The 20,219-nt window shown below is 70.0% G+C and carries 15 protein-coding genes and 1 pseudogene; 11 read left to right on the top strand and 5 right to left on the bottom strand.

Features of this window, described 5'->3' with window-relative positions; genetic code table 11:
* Positions 1–8 precede the first annotated feature (8 nt).
* Positions 9–1,547 (top strand): NCS2 family permease, encoded by a 1,539-nt coding sequence (locus QSV35_RS09145; RefSeq protein WP_286288386.1) that lies wholly within the window; start codon positions 9–11, stop codon positions 1,545–1,547.
* A gap of 291 nt (positions 1,548–1,838) precedes the next feature.
* Here QSV35_RS09145 and xdhC read toward each other — a convergent pair whose 3' ends face one another.
* From xdhC to QSV35_RS09120, 5 genes are all read right to left on the bottom strand, one after another.
* Entirely contained in the window at positions 1,839–2,657 is an 819-nt protein-coding gene (gene xdhC / locus QSV35_RS09140; protein ID WP_286288385.1) for a xanthine dehydrogenase accessory protein XdhC, read from the bottom strand.
* A 5-nt stretch (positions 2,658–2,662) separates the two neighbouring features.
* Positions 2,663–5,035: a xanthine dehydrogenase molybdopterin binding subunit gene (gene xdhB, locus QSV35_RS09135; RefSeq protein ID WP_286288384.1), complete on the bottom strand. Its 2,373-nt coding sequence runs from the start codon at positions 5,033–5,035 to the stop codon at positions 2,663–2,665.
* Positions 5,032–6,510, bottom strand: coding sequence for a xanthine dehydrogenase small subunit (locus QSV35_RS09130; RefSeq protein WP_286288383.1), 1,479 nt, complete (start codon positions 6,508–6,510; stop codon positions 5,032–5,034). Before QSV35_RS09130 ends, xdhB begins: the two co-directional genes overlap by 4 nt.
* 195 nt (positions 6,511–6,705) lie before the next feature.
* Positions 6,706–6,873: a hypothetical protein gene (locus QSV35_RS09125; RefSeq protein WP_286288382.1), complete on the bottom strand. Its 168-nt coding sequence runs from the start codon at positions 6,871–6,873 to the stop codon at positions 6,706–6,708.
* A 220-nt stretch (positions 6,874–7,093) separates the two neighbouring features.
* Positions 7,094–7,849 carry an IclR family transcriptional regulator gene (locus QSV35_RS09120; RefSeq protein ID WP_286288381.1) on the bottom strand — a complete coding sequence of 252 codons (756 nt, stop codon included), beginning with the start codon at positions 7,847–7,849 and terminating at the stop codon, positions 7,094–7,096.
* 204 nt (positions 7,850–8,053) lie between these two features.
* Between QSV35_RS09120 and QSV35_RS09115 the strand changes: the two genes are divergently transcribed.
* From QSV35_RS09115 to bcp, 10 genes and pseudogenes are all read left to right on the top strand, one after another.
* Positions 8,054–9,460: an NAD(P)-dependent malic enzyme gene (locus QSV35_RS09115; RefSeq protein WP_286288380.1), complete on the top strand. Its 1,407-nt coding sequence runs from the start codon at positions 8,054–8,056 to the stop codon at positions 9,458–9,460.
* A gap of 13 nt (positions 9,461–9,473) precedes the next feature.
* Positions 9,474–11,099 carry a malate synthase A gene (gene aceB / locus QSV35_RS09110; RefSeq protein ID WP_286288377.1) on the top strand — a complete coding sequence of 542 codons (1,626 nt, stop codon included), beginning with the start codon at positions 9,474–9,476 and terminating at the stop codon, positions 11,097–11,099.
* Positions 11,096–12,346 (top strand): DUF6986 family protein, encoded by a 1,251-nt coding sequence (locus QSV35_RS09105; RefSeq protein WP_286288376.1) that lies wholly within the window; start codon positions 11,096–11,098, stop codon positions 12,344–12,346. Before aceB ends, QSV35_RS09105 begins: the two co-directional genes overlap by 4 nt.
* Positions 12,347–12,378: 32 nt before the next feature.
* Positions 12,379–13,191, top strand: a complete 813-nt coding sequence (locus QSV35_RS09100) for a bifunctional allantoicase/(S)-ureidoglycine aminohydrolase (protein ID WP_286288373.1) — start codon at positions 12,379–12,381, stop codon at positions 13,189–13,191.
* A 393-nt stretch (positions 13,192–13,584) separates the two neighbouring features.
* On the top strand, positions 13,585–14,379 hold the full coding sequence (locus QSV35_RS09095) for a hydroxypyruvate isomerase family protein (protein WP_286288479.1): 795 nt from the start codon (positions 13,585–13,587) through the stop codon (positions 14,377–14,379).
* 24 nt (positions 14,380–14,403) lie between these two features.
* Positions 14,404–15,282, top strand: coding sequence for a 2-hydroxy-3-oxopropionate reductase (locus QSV35_RS09090; RefSeq protein ID WP_286288371.1), 879 nt, complete (start codon positions 14,404–14,406; stop codon positions 15,280–15,282).
* 78 nt (positions 15,283–15,360) lie between these two features.
* Entirely contained in the window at positions 15,361–17,148 is a 1,788-nt protein-coding gene (gene gcl / locus QSV35_RS09085) for a glyoxylate carboligase (RefSeq protein ID WP_286288370.1), read from the top strand.
* A 25-nt stretch (positions 17,149–17,173) separates the two neighbouring features.
* Positions 17,174–18,271, top strand: a pseudogene (locus QSV35_RS09080) (glycerate kinase); the annotation flags it as partial.
* An 18-nt stretch (positions 18,272–18,289) separates the two neighbouring features.
* Positions 18,290–19,630: an allantoinase AllB gene (allB, locus tag QSV35_RS09075; RefSeq protein WP_419956830.1), complete on the top strand. Its 1,341-nt coding sequence runs from the start codon at positions 18,290–18,292 to the stop codon at positions 19,628–19,630.
* 104 nt (positions 19,631–19,734) lie between these two features.
* Positions 19,735–20,202, top strand: coding sequence for a thioredoxin-dependent thiol peroxidase (gene bcp / locus QSV35_RS09070; protein WP_286288369.1), 468 nt, complete (start codon positions 19,735–19,737; stop codon positions 20,200–20,202).
* Positions 20,203–20,219 lie beyond the last annotated feature (17 nt).

Here is a 20,219-nt window from a genome sequence, read left to right as displayed (position 1 = left end):
AGCCGACGATGTCTTCACAGAACCCGGACACCTCGTCCACGGAAATCCCCGAGAACGACGCCGCGGTGCTGTTCTCCCGCCAGGAGGACGACCTTCCTCCGCTGCCCACCGGCGCCACGACGACGGTCGACGCCGCACCAAAGAACGGCTTCGACCGCTTCTTCGAGATCACCCGCCGAGGCTCGACGCTCGGCCGCGAGTTCCGCGGCGGCATCGTGACCTTCGTCACCATGGCCTACATCGTGATCCTGAACCCGCTGATCCTCGGCGGCTCGAAGGACATCGCGGGCAACATGCTGAATCCCGCGGAGATCGCCGCCGCCACCGGCCTCACCGCCGGCGTGATGACGATCCTCTTCGGCCTCATCGCACGCCTTCCGTTCGCTCTCGCCGCCGGGCTCGGCATCAACTCCTTCCTCGCCGTCTCGGTGGTGGGGCAGGTGACCTGGCCGGAGGCGATGGGCCTCGTCGTGATCAACGGCATCCTGATCGTGATCTTCGGTGCCACCGGCATCCGGACCGCGATCTTCAAGGCGGTGCCGCAGGCGCTGAAGGCCGCGATCACGGTCGGCATCGGCCTGTTCATCGCCTTCATCGGGTTCGTCGACTCCGGCTTCGTGACGCGCACGCCGGGCGGACCGCCGGTCCAGCTCGGCGAGGGCGGCTCGCTGACGTCGGTGCCGACGCTCATCTTCGTGCTGGGCCTGATCCTGATCGGCGTGCTCGTCGCGCGGAAGGTGCCGGGCGGCATCCTGATCGGCATCGTCATCACGACGATCGTCGCGATCGTCGCCCAGTCGTTCCTGCACCTCGGTCCGTCGTTCAAGGACCCGAACGGCTGGCACATGACGATCCCGCAGCTGCCGACGCAGTGGGTGACGATGCCGAACTTCGGCCTGGTCGGCCAGTTCGATCTGTTCGGTGCGTTCGGCCAGATCGGCGTGCTGTCGGCGACGATGCTCGTCTTCACCCTCGTGTTCTCGAACTTCTTCGACGCGATGGGCACGATGACGGGCCTCGCGAAGAACGCGGGCCTCGCCTACAAGGACGGCACGTTCCCGCGCCTGCGCTCCGCGTTCGTCGTCGAGGGCTTCGGCGCCGTCGCGGGAGGCATGACCTCGACCTCGTCGAACACGGTCTACGTCGACTCCGCGTCGGGTATCGGCGAAGGTGCTCGTTCGGGGCTCGCCTCCCTCGTCGTGGGCGTGCTGTTCCTCCTGTCGATGTTCCTCACGCCGCTGACGCTCGTCGTGCCGATCGAGGTCGGGTCGGCCGCGCTCGTGGTCGTCGGCGCGATGATGATGGCCCAGATCAAGGAGGTCAAGTTCGACAAGTTCGCCGTCGCACTGCCGGTCTTCCTCACGATCGTCGTCATGCCGCTGACCTACTCGATCGCCAACGGCATCGGCGTCGGCTTCATCTCCTGGTCGCTGGTGAACGCGTTCTCCGGCCGGGCCCGCAAGGTGCACTGGCTCATGTGGGTCGTATCGGCCGGATTCGCGCTGTACTTCCTGCGCGGACCCATTGAGGCGGTGCTCCCGCACTGATCGGCTGTCTCTTTCGCTGGATCGCCCCGGCTCCCCGTGTGGGAGTCGGGGCGATTCTTATCGTTCCGCAGTTCAGGATGTGGGTCGTTGAGCGAGCGAAGCGAGACGAAACGCAGTGACCTCATGTCCGAATGCAACTCGCTGCGTTTCGTCTCGGTCGTTCCTCCCTCGCTCAACGACCCGTGAAGGGCAAATGTCCGAGCGAAGTCATGCGCCTATTGCGCGATGGCGAATTTCAGGCACACAAAAAAGGCGGTCGAATCGCAATTCGACCGCCTTATCCGCGAATGGTCACGAGGAAGGGACCGGGGCCGCCTCCTCGATCAACTGCAGAAGGCGCGCCGCGACGCTCACGGCGATGACCGCGGGCTGCTTCCCGGCGACCTCCGGGATGCCGATCGGCGTCGTGACGCGCTCGAGCTCGGCAGGCGTGTGGCCGGCCTCGGTGAGCTTCGCGCGGAAGCGCGCCCACTTCGACGCCGACCCGATGAGGCCGATCGACCCGATGCCCTCCGTGCGGAGCGACTGGTCGACGATCGCGAGGTCCTCCACGTGGTCGTGCGTCATGACGAGCACGTGCGCGCCGGTGGGGATCTTCGCGAGCACCGACTCGGGCACGGGCGCGTGATGCACCTCGACCCGGGCGACGGCATCGCCGACGGCGGGCGCCAGGCGCGCCGCATCCACCATCTCCGCGCGGGAGTCGACCAGATGCAGGTCGAGCTCGTGGCGGGCGAGGATGCGGGCGAGCTCCAAGCCGACGTGACCGAGGCCGAAGATCGCCACGGTCGGCACGACGCGGACGGGCTCGAGCATGATGGTGACCTCTCCTCCGCAGCACTGCACGCCGTACTCCGTCGTCGCTTTGTCGCTGAGCTTCAGCGTCAGCAGCTCGGGCTCCGCGGTTCCCGCCGCGAGCATCGCGCGCGCGCGATCGGCGGCGGTCGCCTCGAGGTTCCCGCCGCCGATCGTGCCGAACATCGCTCCCGGCGAGACGACCATCTTGGCGCCGCCGTTGCGCGGCGCGTGGCCGCGCACCATGGCCAGCGTGACGATGACCGCGGGCGTGCGCGCATCGCGCAGCGCCCGCAGGGCATCCAGCCAGTCCATGATGCTCAGACGGATGCCGGCGCGAGCTCGGGCTCGGCCGCATCCACGCCCGCGGCCGCACGCGCGGCCTCGACCGCCCAGAACACCGCCTCCGGCGTCGCCGGCGAGGCGAGCTCGACCATGTGGCCACGGGGTCCGAAGGCGCCGACGGCCTCGCGGAGCGCCTCGCGGGCGCTGAAGGCGAGCATGAACGGCGGCTCGCCGACGGCCTTGGAGCCGTAGACGGCGCCGTCCTCGCGGGCGTTCTGGAAGAGGCTCACGTTGAACTCCGTGGGCATCTCCGAGAAGCTCGGCAGCTTGTACGTCGAGGCCGACTGGGTCTGCAGGCGGCCGCGGTGCGGTCCGTCGCTCTCGTCCCAGCGCAGCTCCTCGAGCGTCAGCCATCCGACGCCCTGCACGTACGCACCCTCGATCTGGCCGATGTCGAGCATCGGGGACAGCGAGTCGCCCACGTCGTGGATGATGTCCACGCGCCGCAGCGTGTACGTGCCGGTGAAGCCGTCGACCTCGACCTCGGTGACGGCGCAGCCGTATGCGAAGTACTTGAAGGGGGAGCCCTGCATGATGTCGGGGTTCCAGTGCAGACCCTCGGTGCGGTAGTAGCCCGCGGCGAACAGCTGCACGCGCTGCAGGTAGGCGGCGTTGGCGACCTCCGCGAACGTGAAGCGCTGGTCGCGGTTGCCGAGGCCGGTGACGTAGCCGCCGGAGAAGCGGACGTCGCGCTCATCGACGTTCAGCATCCGTCCGGCGACCTTCGCCATCCGGTCGCGGATCTGCTCGCACGCGTTCTTGACCGCGCCGCCGTTGAGGTCGGCGCCGGACGAGGCCGCCGTCGCCGACGTGTTCGGGACCTTGTCGGTGCGCGTCGGGGCGAGGCGCACCTGGTGGAGCTCGAGCCCGAGCGCGGTGGCCGCCACCTGCAGCATCTTCGTGTGCAGTCCCTGGCCCATCTCGGTGCCGCCGTGGTTGATGAGCACCGAGCCGTCCTTGTAGACGTGCACGAGGGCCCCGGCCTGGTTGAAGGCGGCGAAGTTGAACGAGATGCCGAACTTGATCGGGGTCATCGCGATCGCGCGCTTCACGTCCGTGTGCTCGGCGTTGAAGGCCGCGATCTGCGCGCGACGCGCGTCAAGGTCGGACTCACCGCGCAGCTGGTTCCAGATCGCCGGAAGGCGTCCCGCATCCTTCACGAGCTGGCCGTACGGAGTCGTCTGGCCGGCCTTATAGAAGTTGCGGCGGCGGAGGTCCAGCGGATCGATGCCGAGCGCCGGGGCGACCCGACCGAGGATGTCCTCGATGAGGAAGACGCCCTGCGGCCCGCCGAAGCCGCGGTAGGCGGTGTTCGACGTTTTGTTCGTCTTCGCGATGCGGCCGTGCGCGTGCACGTTGGGGATCCAGTAAGAGTTGTCGAGGTGGCAGAGGGCCCGGCCGAGCACGGGCTCGGACAGGTCGATGCTCCAGCCGCCGTCGGCCGTGAGCACGGCATCCAGCGCCTGCAGGTAGCCGGCCTCGTCGAACCCGACCTTCCACGTGATGTGGAAGGGGTGGCGCTTGCCGGTCATCGTGATGTCCTGCGTGCGGTTCAGCCGCAGACGCACGGGGCGGCCGGTGAGCTTCGCGCCGAGCGCGGCGATGGCCGCGTACCCGTGCGGCTGCATCTCCTTGCCGCCGAAGCCGCCGCCCATCCGCAGCACCTGCACCGTCACCTCGCTCGACGAGATGCCGAGGACGTGCGCGACGATCTCCTGGGTCTCCGACGGGTGCTGCGTCGAGCACTGGATGAAGTACTGCCCCTCCGAGTCGCGCACGGCGAGCGACGCCTGCGTCTCGAGGTAGAAGTGCTCCTGGCCGCCGAACTCCGTCACGCCCTCGAAGACGTGGGCCGAGGTCTTCAGGGCCGCAGCCGCATCCCCCCGCTCCACGGTGCGAGCGATGCCCTGATAGGAGCCGGCCTCGATCGCGTCGCGGACCGTGATGAGTGACGGGAGCGGTTCGTACTCGACGGCGACGGCGGCCGCTCCGAGACGCGCGGCCTCCTGCGTCTCGCCGAGCACCCATACGAGGGCGTGCCCGTAGAACATCGCCTCGGACGGGAACAGCGGCTCGTCGTGCTTGATGCCGGCGTCGTTGACGCCGGGCACGTCATCCGCGGTGAGGACCCGCACGACGCCCGGGACGTCGTAGGCCGGTGAGACGTCGACCGTGACGCGCGCGTGCGCGTTCGTGGACTGGACAGGCCACGCGGTCAGCACGCCGTGCGTGTGGGCGGCGAGGTCGTCGGTGTACATGGCCGCGCCGGTGACGTGCAGCGCCGCACTCTCATGGGCTGCCGGGATTCCGACGACGGGGTTGGCGGGGCGGTCGGCGAGGGCGCTCATGCCGACACCTCCTTCGACTGGATGACGGTCTGGCTGTAGAGCTTGAGCAGCGAGGTGCCCAGCATGTGCGAGCGGTAATCCGAGCTCGCGCGGTGGTCGGACATCGGAGTGCCTTCGGCCTGCAGGATCGCGGACGCGTGCTTGACGGTCGCGACGTTCCAGGCCTGGCCGAGGAGCGCCTCCTCCGTCGCGTAGGCGCGCAGCGGGGTGGCGGCGACGCCGCCGAGGCCGATGCGGGCGCTGGCCACGACGCCGTCCTCGACATCGAGCGCGAACGCGACGGCGACGGACGAGATGTCGTCGAACCGGCGCTTCGCGATCTTGTGGAAGGCGGTCGTTCCCGCGAGCGGGAGGGGGATGCGGATCGCCTTGATGAGCTCGTCATTCCGGCGCACCGACTGGCGGTACCCGGTGAAGTACTCGGCGAGGTCGACCTCGCGCTCGCCGTCGACGCTCGCGAGGATGACGCTCGCGCGGAGCGCGAGGAGCGCGGGCGGCGTGTCGCCGATCGGGGAGCCGGTGCCGAGGTTGCCGCCGAACGTGCCGCGGTTGCGGATGAGCCGCGACGCGAACTGCGGGAACAGCTGCGCGAGGAGGGGGATGCGGCCCTCGAGCCGCTTCTCGACATCCGACAGCGGCAGGGCGGCGCCGATCTCGACGTACTCGGCGGTCTCGGTGAGGCCGCGCAGCTCGTCGAGCTGGTCGATCGCGACGACGAACGGGGCGCGGCTGCCGCGGATGTTGACCTCGACGCCCCAGTCCGTGGACCCGGCGACCAGGAGCGCGGATGGCTCGTCGCCGAGGATCCGGACGGTCTCGGCGAGTGTCGCAGGCCGCACGAAGCGGGCGCCGTCGACCTCGGCGTCGGTGGGGACCGCGGCGGGCGCCGGCGCGCTCAGCCGCTGCTGCAGCGGGTCGTCGGCCTCCGGCATCCCGAGCGTGTATGCGGCGTCCCGGATCGGTCGGTACCCGGTGCAGCGGCACAGGTTGCCGCTCAGGGCGTGCAGGTCGAAGCCGTTGGGCCCGTGCTCGGGGTCGTCGTGGACGGGGCACGCTTCGACAGGCTCAGCAACCGGTCGGGGCGCCTCGTGACGGTCGGCGCGGTAGTACTCGCCCGCCATGCTGCACGCGAAGCCCGGGGTGCAGTACCCGCACTGCGATCCGCCCGCCTCGGCGAGCTTCTCCTGCACGGGATGCAGCGCCTCCGGCGTCCCGAGCCCCTCGGCGGTGACGATCTCCTGGCCGTTCAGGGCGTACACGGGCACGAGGCACGCGTTCACGGGGGTCCAGGCGGTGCCGCCCTCGGGTGTGGGGGTGGCGAGCAGCATGGCGCACGCGCCGCACTCGCCCTCCGCGCAGCCTTCCTTGCTTCCGGACAGGCCGGTGTCGCGCAGCCAGTCGAGCGCGGTCGCATGGGCGGCGACGCCGTCGAGCGGGCGGCTGCTCCCGTTGACGATCACGGCGATGTCGGTCATTCTCGATCTCCTCAGTCGGCGTCCTTCGCCGTCACGGCACGATTCCTACGTGCCTCGGGGGAGATCCCGAGTCCTCGCGCCGCTATGCGCTCGCATCCGGCCGGTGCCGGTGGGCGCCCGCGGATGCGGCGAGTCTACGCCGCGCGCGGGCTGCGCCCGAGGTCCCGGAATCTCGGTGATTCCGTCGGGCGCGGCTCAGGCGCCGTGCGCGAACCAGTTGCGCCATGAGAAGGCGCGGGTGCGACCGCCGTCCGTGGCGCGCGTGCGGCGCGCCGGGATGTGGATGTCGGGGTCGATGGCGATGGACTGCCAGACCGAGGAACGCGTCGAGGATGCGGCTTCGCGAACGTCGTCGTGCGTCATGGCGCTTCCTCTCATCATCGAGTTCCGTTATTCGGAAAGTCAGTTCTGACCTACGGAAAGAATATGGGATGCCGGGCGCGTCGTCAACCCTCGGCCGCACGGATGGCGAGAGGAATCACGGATGGCGAGCCGGAACGCCCGGAATCTCTCGTCATCCGTACGATCTCTCGCCATCCGAACGACCGGGAGTGGGTGCTGCGGGGGTGGATGCTGTGCGGGGCTACTCGGCGTTGGCGAGTGCGGAGATCTCGCTCGTGACCTCGGTGAGCACCGGGATGGCGCGCTCGCCGAAGGCGTCGTCGACGCGCGCCCGCGGGCCGGACACCGAAACGGCGGTGGGCACCGGCATGTTCGGGACCGCCATCGCGTAGCAGCGGACGCCGATCTCCTGCTCGCCCTCGTCGATCGCGTAGCCGCGGCGGCGGATGTCGGCGAGCTCCGAGAGCAGTCCGTCGACGGTGGCGATCGTGTTCTCGGTCGCGTGCGGCATCCCGGTGCGGCCGATGATGTCGCGCACCTCGGCGTCGTCGAGCTGGGCGAGGATCGCCTTGCCGACGCCGGAGGAGTGCATGTAGACGCGGCGGCCGACCTCGGTGAACATGCGCATCGCGTGCGGCGACGGAGCCTGCGACACGTAGATGACGCGGTCGCCGTCGATCGTGGCGAGGTTCGCCGTCTCGCCGAGGCGCTCGACGAGCTCCTTCAGCTGCGGCATCGCGATCTGGCCGAACTGGCGGTTGGCGACCTCGCCGAGACGCACGAGGCGCGGGCCGAGGGCATAGCGGCGATTCTGCAGCTGGCGCGCGTAGCCGAGGGAGACGAGCGTGCGCAGCAAGCGATGGATGGTGGGCAGCGGAAGCCCCGCAGCGGTGGACAGCTCGCTCAGCGTCACGCTGCCGCCGGCATCCGCGATCAGCTCGAGCAGGTCGAAGACGCGGGCGACGGACTTGACGCCGTCGGCTGCTGCTGCCGCCATGTGGGGGCCTTCCTCATCGTTCTGCGGGCAAAGTTATCCGCATGGTGGAAACTATACTGCCGTGCCACACTACCTCACGGGAGGAGCGCCTGAAGTCGATTCTGGTACACCATTGCGTTTCCGTATCGCAGACGATAATATCCGTATAGCGAAAGAAACACATGGCTGCATCCGACGTCGGGTGCACTCCCGAGAGGACGATCAATGGCGAACCCGAGTCCCGGATACTCCATCCAGCTGCGAGCCCAGGCGCCCGTGCGCGGCACCGCGACCAAGGAGATCGTGACGGCGATCACGGAGGCGGGCGCCCTCGTCCACGGTCTCGACGTCGACGACTCCGGCCATGAGACGCTCGTCATCGACCTCAACGTCTACACGTCCGGCACGGGCCACGCCGACGAGGTCGCCGCCGCGATCGCCGCGATCCCGGGCGTCACCGTCATCGAGTCCGTCGACCGCACCTTCGCGCTGCACGAGGGCGGCAAGCTCACCGTCGACCCCACCGCTCCTCTGCTCGACCGTGACGACCTGTCCCGCGCCTACACGCCGGGCGTCGCGCGTGTGTGCCTCGACATCGCGGCGAACCCCGAGAACGTCAACCGCTACACCGTCAAGGGCAACACGGTGGCGGTCGTCACCGACGGCTCCGCCGTTCTCGGTCTCGGCAACATCGGGGCCGCGGCATCCCTCCCCGTCATGGAGGGCAAGGCCGTCCTGTTCAAGCAGTTCGCCGGCGTCGACGCCTGGCCGGTCGCCCTCGACACGCAGGACACGGAGGAGATCATCTCCATCGTCAAGGCGATCGCGCCGGTGTACGGCGGCATCAACCTCGAGGACATCGCGGCTCCCCGCTGCTTCGAGATCGAGCGCCGCCTCCGCGAGGAGCTCGACATCCCGGTCTTCCACGACGACCAGCACGGCACCGCCATCGTGACCCTCGCCGCCCTCGTCAACGCGCTCAAGCTCGTCGAGAAGAAGATCGAGGACGTCAACATCGTCATCTCCGGCGTGGGCGCCGCGGGCAACGCGATCATCCAGCTGCTGCAGGCGCAGGGCGCGCAGCACATCGTCGCGGCCGGCCGCGCCGGCATCATCCACATCGACGACGAGTACACCGACCCGCACCGCCTGTGGATCGCCCAGAACACCAACCAGGGCGGCCGGACCGGTTCGCTCGCCGACGCGCTCGTCGGCGCCGACGTCTTCATCGGCGTGAGCGCTCCGAACCTCTTCGGCGAGGAGGAGCTGAAGACGATGGCTCCGGGCGCGATCGTCTTCGCGATGGCGAACCCCGACCCCGAGGTCGACCCGAAGGTCGCCGCGAAGTACGCGACGATCGTCGCCACGGGCCGCAGCGACTTCCCGAACCAGATCAACAACGTCCTGGCGTTCCCGGGTCTGTTCCGGGGGCTTCTGGACGCCCGCGCATCGGACATCACCACCGACATGCTCGTCGCGGCAGCCCAGGCCATCGCCTCGTGCGTCACCGCCGACGAGCTGCACGCGCAGTACATCATCCCCAGCGCCTTCGACCAGAGCGTCGCTCCCGCTGTCGCCGAAGCCGTCCGTCGGACGGCCTCGGCATCCATCCCCTCCGCAACCGCAGCTTAAGGAGCCGCACCCCATGACCATCGAGATCACCCGGCCGGCCCAGGTCGAAGGCGCCGATGAGATCCTCACCCCGGAGGCGCTCGCGTTCGTCGAGGAGCTCCACCGCCGCTTCGCCGGTCGCCGCGACGAGCTGCTCGCCGCCCGCAAGGTGAAGCGCGCGCAGGTCGCCGAGACCGGCACCCTCGACTTCCTCGAGGAGACCCGCGACGTCCGCGAGGGCGAGTGGCAGGTCGCACCGGCGCCCGCCGCCCTGATCGACCGTCGCGTCGAGATCACCGGCCCCGCCGCCGACCCGAAGATGGCGATCAACGCGCTGAACTCCGGCGCGAAGGTGTGGCTCGCGGACCTCGAGGACGCGACGAGCCCGACGTGGGAGAACCAGGTCGGCAGCATCCGCATCCTGCGCGACGCCGCGCGCGGCACGCTCGCCTACACGTCCCCGCAGGGCAAGCAATACGCCCTGCGCACCGACGTCGAGCGCCCGACCGTCGTCGCCCGCCCGCGCGGCTGGCACCTGCCCGAGAACCACGTGCTCGTCGACGGCGAGATCGCGGTCGGCGCCCTCGTCGACTTCGGCCTGCACTTCTTCCACGTCGCGAAGCTCCTCATCGAGAACGGCGCGGGCCCGTACTACTACCTGCCCAAGATGGAGAGCCACCGCGAGGCGCGACTGTGGAACGACGTCTTCACGTACGCGCAGGAAGCCCTCGGCATCCCCTACGGCACGATCCGTGCGACCGTCCTCATCGAGACGATCACCGCGGCGTACGAGATGGAGGAGATCCTCTACGAGCTGCGCGACCACGCGTCGGGCCTCAACGCCGGCCGCTGGGACTACCTGTTCAGCTTCATCAAGGTCTTCCGCGACCAGGGCGCCGACTTCATCGTCCCGGACCGCGCCGACGTCGCCATGACGGCGCCGTTCATGCGCGCGTACACCGAGCTGCTGGTGAAGACCTGCCACAAGCGCGGCGCCTTCGCCGTCGGCGGCATGGCCGCTTTCATCCCGAGCCGCAAGGACCCGGAGGCCGCCGAGGCCGCGTTCACGAAGGTCCGCGCCGACAAGACCCGCGAGGCCGGCGACGGCTTCGACGGCTCGTGGGTCGCGCACCCGGGCCTCGTGTCCGTCTGCCGCGAGGTGTTCGACGGCGTGCTCGGCGACAAGCCGAACCAGCTCGACAAGCAGCGTCCCGAGGTCTCGGTCTCCGCGGCCCAGCTCATCGACGTGGAGTCCGCCCCGGGCCGCGTCACCGAAGAGGGCCTGCGGACCAACCTCTACGTGTCCGTCGCCTACACCGCCGTGTGGCTCTCGGGCAACGGCGCGGTCGGCATCCACAACCTGATGGAGGATGCGGCGACCGCCGAGATCTCGCGCTCGCAGGTCTGGCAGCAGCTGCGCAACAGCGTCGTGCTCGAGGACACCGGTGATGTCGTCACCCCCGAGCTCGTCTCGCGCGTGCTCGCGGAAGAGGTCGAGCGCCTGCGCGGCGAGAACGACCCCGTGCGGTTCGAGCGCTACTACGTCCCCGCCGCGCAGCTCGTGTCGGACATCTGCCTGAGCGAGGAGTTCGTCGACTTCCTGACGCTCCCCGCGTACGAGCTGCTGGACTCGATCGAGCTCGAGGGCGCAGCCGTATGACGTCGCTCACCCCGGCGGACCTCGCCGGCATCGATGCGCAGCTCGCCGCCACCGACGAGCTGCTCGCCACCGCCTATCCGGGTGATGACGGGTCGCGTCAGCCGGTGCACACGGTGTACGTCCCCGGCGACACCTACACGCCGGGCCTCGAGGCCGCGTGGGGCGCTGCGGCGCTCCACGCGGTCTCGCAGGCGGGCGGGATCGCCGCGCTCGCGGCGCGGGTCGGCGTCCAGGCGGACGACGTGGATGCGGTCGCCTCGCGCGTCGCGGCGAAGCTCGAGTCCGAGCCCATCGAGGACATCCGCCTCGACTTCGAGGACGGCTACGGAGACCGCGGAGCGGTCGAGGACGAGGATGCGGCGCGCGCGGCGCGCATCGTCGCCGGGTCGGTGGCTGCCGGCACCGCGGCGCCGTTCATCGGCATCCGGTTCAAGTGCTTCGAGGCGCCGACGCGGGCCCGAGGGCTGCGCACCCTCGACATCTTCCTCGGCGCGCTGCTCGAGCAGGGCGGTCTTCCCGACGGCCTGACGCTCACGCTGCCCAAGGTGTCGACGGTCGCCCAGGTCGAGGCGATGGCGGATGCCGCCGCTGCGATCGAGCGCGCGAACGGCCTGCCCGACGGCCGCATCCGTTTCGAGGTGCAGGTCGAGACGCCGCAGCTGATCCTCGGCGCTTCCGGCCGGTCGCCGCTCGCGGAGCTGCCGACCGCGGTGCCCGGGCGCATCACGGCGTTCCACTACGGCACGTACGACTACAGTGCATCGCTCGGCATCTCCGCCCGCTATCAGTCGATGGAGCACCCCGTCGCCGACCTCGCCAAGGAGGTCATGCAGCTCGCGGCTGCGGGCACCGGCATCCGGATCTCCGACGGCTCGACCAACATCCTGCCCGTCGGCGACCGCGCCGAAGACGCATGGGCGCTGCACGCGCGACTGGTGCGCCGCTCGCTCGAGCGCGGCATCTACCAGGGGTGGGACATGCACGCCCACAACCTGGCGACCCGCTACATCGCGACCTACGCCTTCTATCGCGAGGGCTACCCGGCCTCGGCGGTGCGTCTGCGCAACTATCTGCAGAAGACCGTCGGCGCGGTCCTCGACGAGCCGGCGACCGCGCGCGCCCTGGCGTGGTTCGTGCTGCGCGGCGTACAGTGCGGTGCCATCGGCGCCGACGAGGTGCAGACCGACATCGGGATCTCCGAAAGCGAGCTCCTGCTGCTCGCCCACCCGCGTCTGGCCGCCGCCTGACGCCCGTCTCCTCCGCATCGAAAGGGACCCACATGGGCTACTACACCCCCGCGGGCGGGCTGCCTCCGCAGTCCGACCTGCTCACCGACCGCGCCGTCGTGAAGCTCGCGTACACGGTCATCCCGAAGGGCGTGCTGCGCGACATCGTCACGAGCAGCTTGCCCGGGTTCACGAACACGCACGCGTGGATCATCGCCCGCCCGACGCCGAGCTCGGCGCAGACGTTCTCGCAGCTGATCGTCGAGATCGGCCCCGGCGGTGCCGCACCCAAGCCCGAAGCTGAGAAGGGTGTCGAGAGCGTGCTCTTCGTCACCGCCGGCGAGCTGACCCTCACCCTCGACGGACAGCAGCATGTGCTCGGCGAGGGCGGCTACGCCTTCATCTCGCCGGAGTCCGAGTGGTCGCTCGCGAACGAGGGTGCCGAGCGCACCAGCTTCCACTGGATCCGCAAGGCGTACGAGTACCTCGAAGGCATCGCGGCGCCGGCATCCTTCGTCACGCGCGACCAGGACATCGCGCCCGTCTCGATGCCCGACACCGACGACGTGTGGGCGACCACGCGCTTCTCGGACGCCTCCGACATGGCGCACGACATGCAGGTGAACATCGTCACCTTCAAGCCTGGCGGGTCGATCCCGTTCGCGGAGACGCACATCATGGAGCACGGCCTGTTCGTGCTGCAGGGCAAGGCCGTCTATCGGCTCAACGACGACTGGGTCGAGGTCGAGGCGGGCGACTACATGCTGCTGCGCGCGTTCTGCCCGCAGGCCTGCTACGCCGGAGGCCCCGAGGACTTCCGCTACCTCCTCTACAAGGACATGAACCGTCAGATCAAGCTCACCTGAGGTCTTTGTCCCGGTCCCCGAGCTCGCACCATCCCGGTCCCCGAGCTCGTCCCATCCCGGTCCCCGAGCTCGTCGAGGGGTCGAGACGCCCGGCGCCCCGCGAGGGGTACCGGGCGTCTGCCATTCCGGTGCCGATGTGCCTCCTGTCCCAGAACACGCGGGCTGACCGCGCGACGACTCGCACTTTGTGTGACACGAGCAAAGCGGGTGTCCCAGAACATGCGGGCTGCCGACGCCGGAGGCCGCACTTCGGGGGACACGGATGCGGACACGGGACACGGGCGGCGTTCCGGGTGCGGATTGCCTGTTGACGGGGCGGTATACCTCGCCTAGACTTTCACGTAGTAAAAGTTGTCTTCCGAATTGCGGAAGAATTAAGAAAGCGACTTGACGATGACGTACACGGTCAACTGCTCGATCCTCCTCACGGACCTCCCCGTCCTCGAGCGCCCCGCCGCCGCGAAGGCCGCGGGCTACGACGCCGTCGAGTTCTGGTGGCCGTTCGCCACCGCCGTTCCGGCGCAGGCCGACGTCGACGCGTTCGTCGCGGCGATCCAGGATGCCGGCGTCCAGCTGACCGGTCTCAACTTCTTCGCCGGCGACATGGGCGGCGGCGACCGCGGCCTCGTGTCGTGGGTCGGCCGGGAGGACGAGTTCGCGGCGAACATCGCCGTCGTCGTCGAGATCGGCAAGCGCCTCGGCACCAAGGCCTTCAACGCCCTGTACGGCAACCGCATCGAGGGTGTCGACCCGCAGGCGCAGGACGACCTCGCCGTCAAGAACCTCGCCGCCGCCGGCCGCGCCGTCGCCGAGCTCGGCGGCATCGTGCTCCTCGAGCCGGTCAGCGGCATGGAGACCTACCCGCTGAAGACCGCGGCCGACGCGCTCGCGATCATCGACCGCGTGAAGGCCGAAGAGGGCGTCGACAACGTCAAGCTCCTCGCCGACTTCTACCACCTCGCCGTCAACGGCGACGACGTCGCAGCGGTCATCGCCGGCCACGCCGCCGAGTTCGGCCACATCCAGATCGCCGACGCCCCCGGCCGCGGCGAGCCCGGCACCGGCGACCTCCCGCTCGCGCAGTGGATCGCCGACGCCGAGGCGGGCGGCTACACCGGCGTCATCGGCCTCGAGTACAAGGCCACGCAGAGCGACCCGTTCGCCTGGGCCGCCGCATCCACTCACTGAACCAACCGCGCGAAGGAGCGAACAATGACGAACATCGCGATCATCGGCCTCGGCATCATGGGCCTGCCCATGGCGAAGAACCTCGTGAAGGCCGGCTACGACGTCACCGGCTACAACCGCAGCCAGGGCCCCATCGACGCGCTCGTCGAGGCCGGCGGCCACGGCGCCTCCTCGGTTGCGGATGCGGTGAAGGATGCCGACGTCGTCATCACGATGGTCCCGGACTCGCCGGACGTCGCCGGTGTCGTGCGCGGTGAGGACGGCGTGTTCGCCAATGCCAAGGCCGGCGCGCTGTGGATCGACAACTCGTCGATCCGCCCCGATGTCGCGAAGGAGCTGGCCGAGGAGGCCGTCGCCGCCGGCTTCGGCGTCGTCGACGCCCCGGTCTCCGGCGGCGAGCAGGGCGCGATCGACGCCGTGCTCTCGATCATGGTCGGCGGCTCGCCGGACGACTTCGCGAAGGCGGAGCCCGTCCTGAACGCGATCGGCAAGACCATCGTCCACGTCGGCCCCGCCGGCGCCGGCCAGACGGTCAAGGCTGCCAACCAGCTCATCGTGGCCGTCAACATCCAGGCGCTCGCCGAGGCTGTCGTCTTCCTCGAGGCTTACGGCGTCGACACCGACGCCGCCCTGAAGGTCCTCGGCGGCGGTCTCGCCGGCTCGAAGGTCCTCGACCAGAAGGGCCAGAAGATGCTCAACCGCGACTTCGCGCCCGGATTCCGTCTCGCCCTCCACAACAAGGACCTGGGCATCGTCACCGCCGCCGCCCGCCAGGCCGGCATCTCCGTCCCGCTCGGGTCGGCTGTCGCCCAGCTCGTGACCTCGCTCGTCGCCCGCGGCGACGGCGGCCTCGACCACTCGGGCCTGTTCAAGCTCACCAACGAGCTGTCCGGCCGCGACTGACTGAATTCCCCCGACCCCTCGACAGGCTCGGGGACCGACCCCTCGACAGGCTCGGGGACCGAACTTAGGAGCATTGAAATGACCCGCATGCGTGCCGTCGACGCCATCGTGCAGATCCTGATCAAGGAGGGCGCCGACGAGGCGTTCGGCCTTCCGGGCGCCGCGATCAACCCCCTCTACTCCGCGATGCGCGCCAACGGCGGCATCCGGCACACCCTCGCCCGTCACGTGGAGGGCGCCTCGCACATGGCCGACGGCTACAGCCGCACCGGCGACGGCCGCATCGGCGTGTGCCTGGGCACGTCGGGCCCCGCCGGCACCGACATGATCACGGGCCTCTACGCCGCGATCGCCGACTCCATCCCGATGCTGTGCATCACCGGCCAGGCGCCGATCGCGAAGCTCGACAAGGAGGACTTCCAGGCCGTCGACATCGCGTCGATCGCGAAGCCGGTCACGAAGTTCGCGAAGACCGTGCTCGAGGGCGCGCAGGTGCCCGGCGTCTTCCAGTCCGCGTTCCAGATCATGCGCTCCGGCCGCCCCGGCCCGGTGCTCATCGACCTGCCCTTCGACGTGCAGATGACCGAGATCGAGTTCGACATCGACACGTACGAGCCGCTCCCGGTCGCCAAGCCCGCGGCGACGCGCGCGCAGGCCGAGAAGGTCCTCGACATGCTCGTGGCCTCGAAGCACCCGGCGATCATCGCCGGTGGCGGCATCGTGAACTCCGGCGCGTCCGCCAAGCTCGTCGAGCTCGCCGAGACCCTGGGCGTCCCCGTCTTCCCGACCCTCATGGGCTGGGGCGTGCTTCCCGACGACCACCCGCTCGCGGCGGGCCTCGTGGGCATCCAGACCTCGCAGCGCTACGGCAACGCGAGCTTCCTGGAGTCCGACTTCGTGCTCGGCATCGGCAACCGCTGGGCGAACCGCCACACCGGCGGCCTCGACACGTACCGCAAGGGCCGCACGTTCGTGCACGTCGACATCGAGCCGACCCAGATCGGCCGCGTGTTCGCGCCCGACTACGGTGTGGTCTCCGACGCGGGCGCGTTCATCGACGCTCTCCTCGAGGCGGCGCGCGACCGCGTCGCCGAGCTGCCCGACTACAACGGCTGGGCCGAGGAATGCCGCGACCGCAAGGCGCGTCTGCAGCGCAAGACGAACTTCGACACCGTGCCGATGAAGCCGCACCGCGTCTACCAGGAGATGCTGTCGGCGTTCGACCGCGACACCACGTTCGTCACGACGATCGGCCTCTCGCAGATCGCCGGCGCGCAGCTGCTGCACGTGTACGGCCCGCGCAAGTGGATCAACGCCGGCCAGGCGGGCCCGCTCGGCTGGACCGGCCCCGCCGCCCTCGGCGTCGTGCGCGGCAAGCCCGGCGAGCAGGTCGTCGCGCTCTCGGGCGACTACGACTTCCAGTTCATGATCGAGGAGCTCGCCGTGGGCGCGCAGCACAAGCTGCCGTACATCCACGTCGTGGTGAACAACAGCTACCTGGGTCTCATCCGTCAGTCGCAGCGCGGCTTCGAGATGGACTACGAGGTGTCGCTGGCGTTCGACAACGTGAACACCCCGCAGGACTCGTCCAGCATCGCCACCGGTTACGGTGTGGACCACGTCAAGGTGGCCGAGGGCCTGGGCGCCAAGGCGCTGCGCGTGGAGCGTCCGGAAGATCTCGCCGCCGGCTTCGCCGAGGCGCAGCGTCTGCGCGACGAATTCCAGGTGCCGGTGGTCGTCGAGGTGATCCTCGAGCGCGTCACCAACATCGCCATGGGCGCCGATCTCGACACCATGAACGAGTTCGAGGACCTCGCGACGTCGCCCGCCGACGCCCCCGAGGCGATCTACGCCCTGCTCGACTGACGCGCCACGCACGAAGGATCCGCAGATGCGCATCGTCATCGCCCCCGACAAGTTCAAGGGGTCGCTCACCGCTCCCGAGGTGGCCGCTCGCGTCGCCGCGGGCGCCCGGCGGGCCGACCCCTCGATCGAGGTCGTCGCGATCCCTGCCGCCGACGGCGGCGAAGGCACGCTGGATGCCGCGATCGCGGCCGGCTACGAGCGCCGTGAGGTGCCCGTGGCCGGCCCGACCGGCCAGCCGGTCGTCGCGGCGTACGCACTGCGGGGCACGGACGCCGTGGTCGAGATGGCGCAGGCGTCGGGTCTCGACGTCCTTCCCGGAGGCGTGAAGGATGCGCGGGGCGCGACGAGCTATGGCACGGGCCAGCTGATCGTCGCGGCTCTGGATGCGGGTGCCCGGCGGATCGTCCTCGGCGTCGGCGGAAGCGCCTCGACCGACGGCGGCGCCGGGGTGTTGCAGGCCCTCGGCGCGCAGCTGCTCGACGCAGACGGCGTTGAGGTCGCGCTCGGGGGAGCGGCGCTCGCCGGGCTGGCGTCGGTCGACCTCTCGGGTCTCGACCGCCGTCTCGCCGAGGCCGAGCTCGTGCTCGCGAGCGACGTCGACAACCCGCTCCTCGGGCGCAGCGGCGCCGCCGCGGTCTTCGGTCCGCAGAAGGGCGCGACCGCGCAGGATGTGGGCGACCTCGACGCCGCCCTCGCCCGCTTGGTCGACGTGCTGGGCTCTCAGGATGCCGACCTCGTCGTGCCGGCTGCGGCCGCGGCGGCCCGCCCCGGCGCGGGAGCGGCAGGCGGCGTCGGCTTCGCCGCCATCGCGCTCGGCGCCGTGCGCCGCCCGGGCATCGACGTCGTGCTGGAGTTCACCGGTCTCAAGGACCGTCTCTCCGGTGCCGACGCCGTCATCACCGGAGAGGGGAGCCTCGATGCGCAGAGCCTCATGGGCAAGACGCCCATCGGCGTCGCGCGTGCGGCAGCGGCCGCCGGCATCCCCGTGCACGCCGTCTGCGGGCGTACGCTCCTCAGCGAGGACGAGACGACGGTGTTCGCGTCCGTCCGCGCCCTTTCCGAACTCGAACCCGATGCGGAGCGCAGCATGACCGACGCCGGAGAACTCCTCGAACAGCTCGCCGAGAACCTGGTTTCCGGCATCCCGCCCCTCGTCTTCGACACGGTGCTGCGCGGTCGCGCGCTCGTCGACGGAGCCTTCTCCGATGTCGAGATCGGCGTGCGCGAAGGGCGCATCACGCGCATCGCGGCGGCCGGCACGGGGCTGCAGGCGGAGAACCTCGTCGACGTGCCGGAGGGAGAAGTCATCCTCCCCGGTCTCGTCGACACGCACGTGCACGTCAACGAGCCGGGCCGCACCGAGTGGGAGGGCTTCGAGTCCGCCACCCGCGCCGCAGCCGCGGGCGGCGTGACGACGATCGTCGACATGCCGCTGAACAGCATCCCGCCCACGGTGTCGGTCGAGGCGCTCGACATCAAGCGCGCCACCGCGGAAGGACGCGTCTTCGTCGACGTCGGCTTCTGGGGCGGCGTGATCCCGGGCAACATCGCGGAGCTGCCGCCGCTGGTGGAGGCGGGCGTCTACGGCTTCAAGTGCTTCCTGCTGCCGTCCGGCGTCGACGAGTTCCCGGACGTCTCGGTCGACGAGATGCGCGACGCGATGGCAGTGATCGAGCGGCTCGACTCGCTGCTGGTCGTCCACGCCGAGGACGGTCACATCATCGACCACGCGCCGCACCACGGCGGCCCGGAATACTCCGACTTCCTGGCCTCGCGTCCGCGGGCGGCGGAGGATGCGGCGATCGCCGAGGTCATCCGGGGTGCCGCCGACACCGGCGTCAAGGCCCACATCCTGCACTTGTCCAACGGCGACTCGCTGTCGCGCATCGCCGAGGCGAAGGCTCGCGGCGTGCGCCTCACGGTCGAGACCTGCCCGCACTACCTGACGCTCGACGCCGAGGACATCCCGGCGGGGAACACGGCGTTCAAGTGCTGCCCGCCCATCCGCGAGCACGCCAACCGCGACGAGCTGTGGCAGGGCCTCGAGGCGGGCACGATCGATTACGTCGTGTCCGACCACTCGCCCTCGACGCCGGAGATGAAGTTCAAGGGCGACGGCGACTTCGAGCAGGCCTGGGGCGGCATCTCATCGCTGCAGCTCGGCCTTCCGCTCATCTGGACCGAGGCGAAGGGCCGTGGCATCCCGCTCGAGCGCGTCGTCTCGTGGATGTCGGAGGCCCCCGCCGCGCGCGTGGGTCTCACCGACAAGGGCCGCATCGCGGTCGGCAACGCCGCAGACTTCGCGGTCTTCGCGCCGGAGGCGACGTTCGTCGTCGATCCGCACACGCTGGAGCACCGCCATCCCGTCTCGCCCTACGAGGGACGAGTGCTGTCCGGAATCGTGCGCACGACCTACCTGGCCGGCGCGCCGATCGACCGGGAGCGACCCCGCGGCCGGCTCCTCCGCCGCGGCGTCGCGTAAAGACCTCGTGGCCGGTCGGCCGGAGCGCGGAGGGGCGCGACGGCCGGCCGGCCACGGTGGAACAAGAGAGCCGCATCGCGGCACGAAAGAGAACGGAGCGAACGATGACAGACGAGCTCGAACTCGGCCACATCGCCCCTGACTTCACGCTGACCGACGCCACGGGCGTCGAGCGATCCCTGACCGACTACCGCGGCGGGAAGGTGATCGTGTACTTCTACCCGGCCGCCTTCACGCCGGGCTGCACGACCGAGGCGTGCGACTTCCGTGAGAACCTCGGCTCCCTCCAGGGTGCGGGCTACACCGTGCTCGGCATCTCGCCCGACCCCGTCTCGCGTCTGAAGGAGTTCGCGGATGCGGAGCAGCTGAGCTTCCCGCTCCTCTCCGACGAGGACGCCGAGATCGCGAAGACGTGGGGCGCGTGGGGTCAGAAGACCGTCGGCGACCGCACGTTCGACGGCCTGATCCGCTCGACGATGGTGATCGACGAGGACGGGAGCCTTACGTCGATCGAGTACAACGTGAACCCGAACGGCCACGTGGGCCGGCTGCGCGAGGCGCTGGCCGCCTGACACCCGGTTCCGAAAGA

Source organism: Microbacterium candidum, assembly GCF_030315975.1.
In the GTDB taxonomy this organism is placed as follows: domain Bacteria; phylum Actinomycetota; class Actinomycetes; order Actinomycetales; family Microbacteriaceae; genus Microbacterium; species Microbacterium candidum.
Note: the sequence above shows the minus strand (reverse complement) of the source record. Positions and strands in the feature narration are given on the sequence as shown.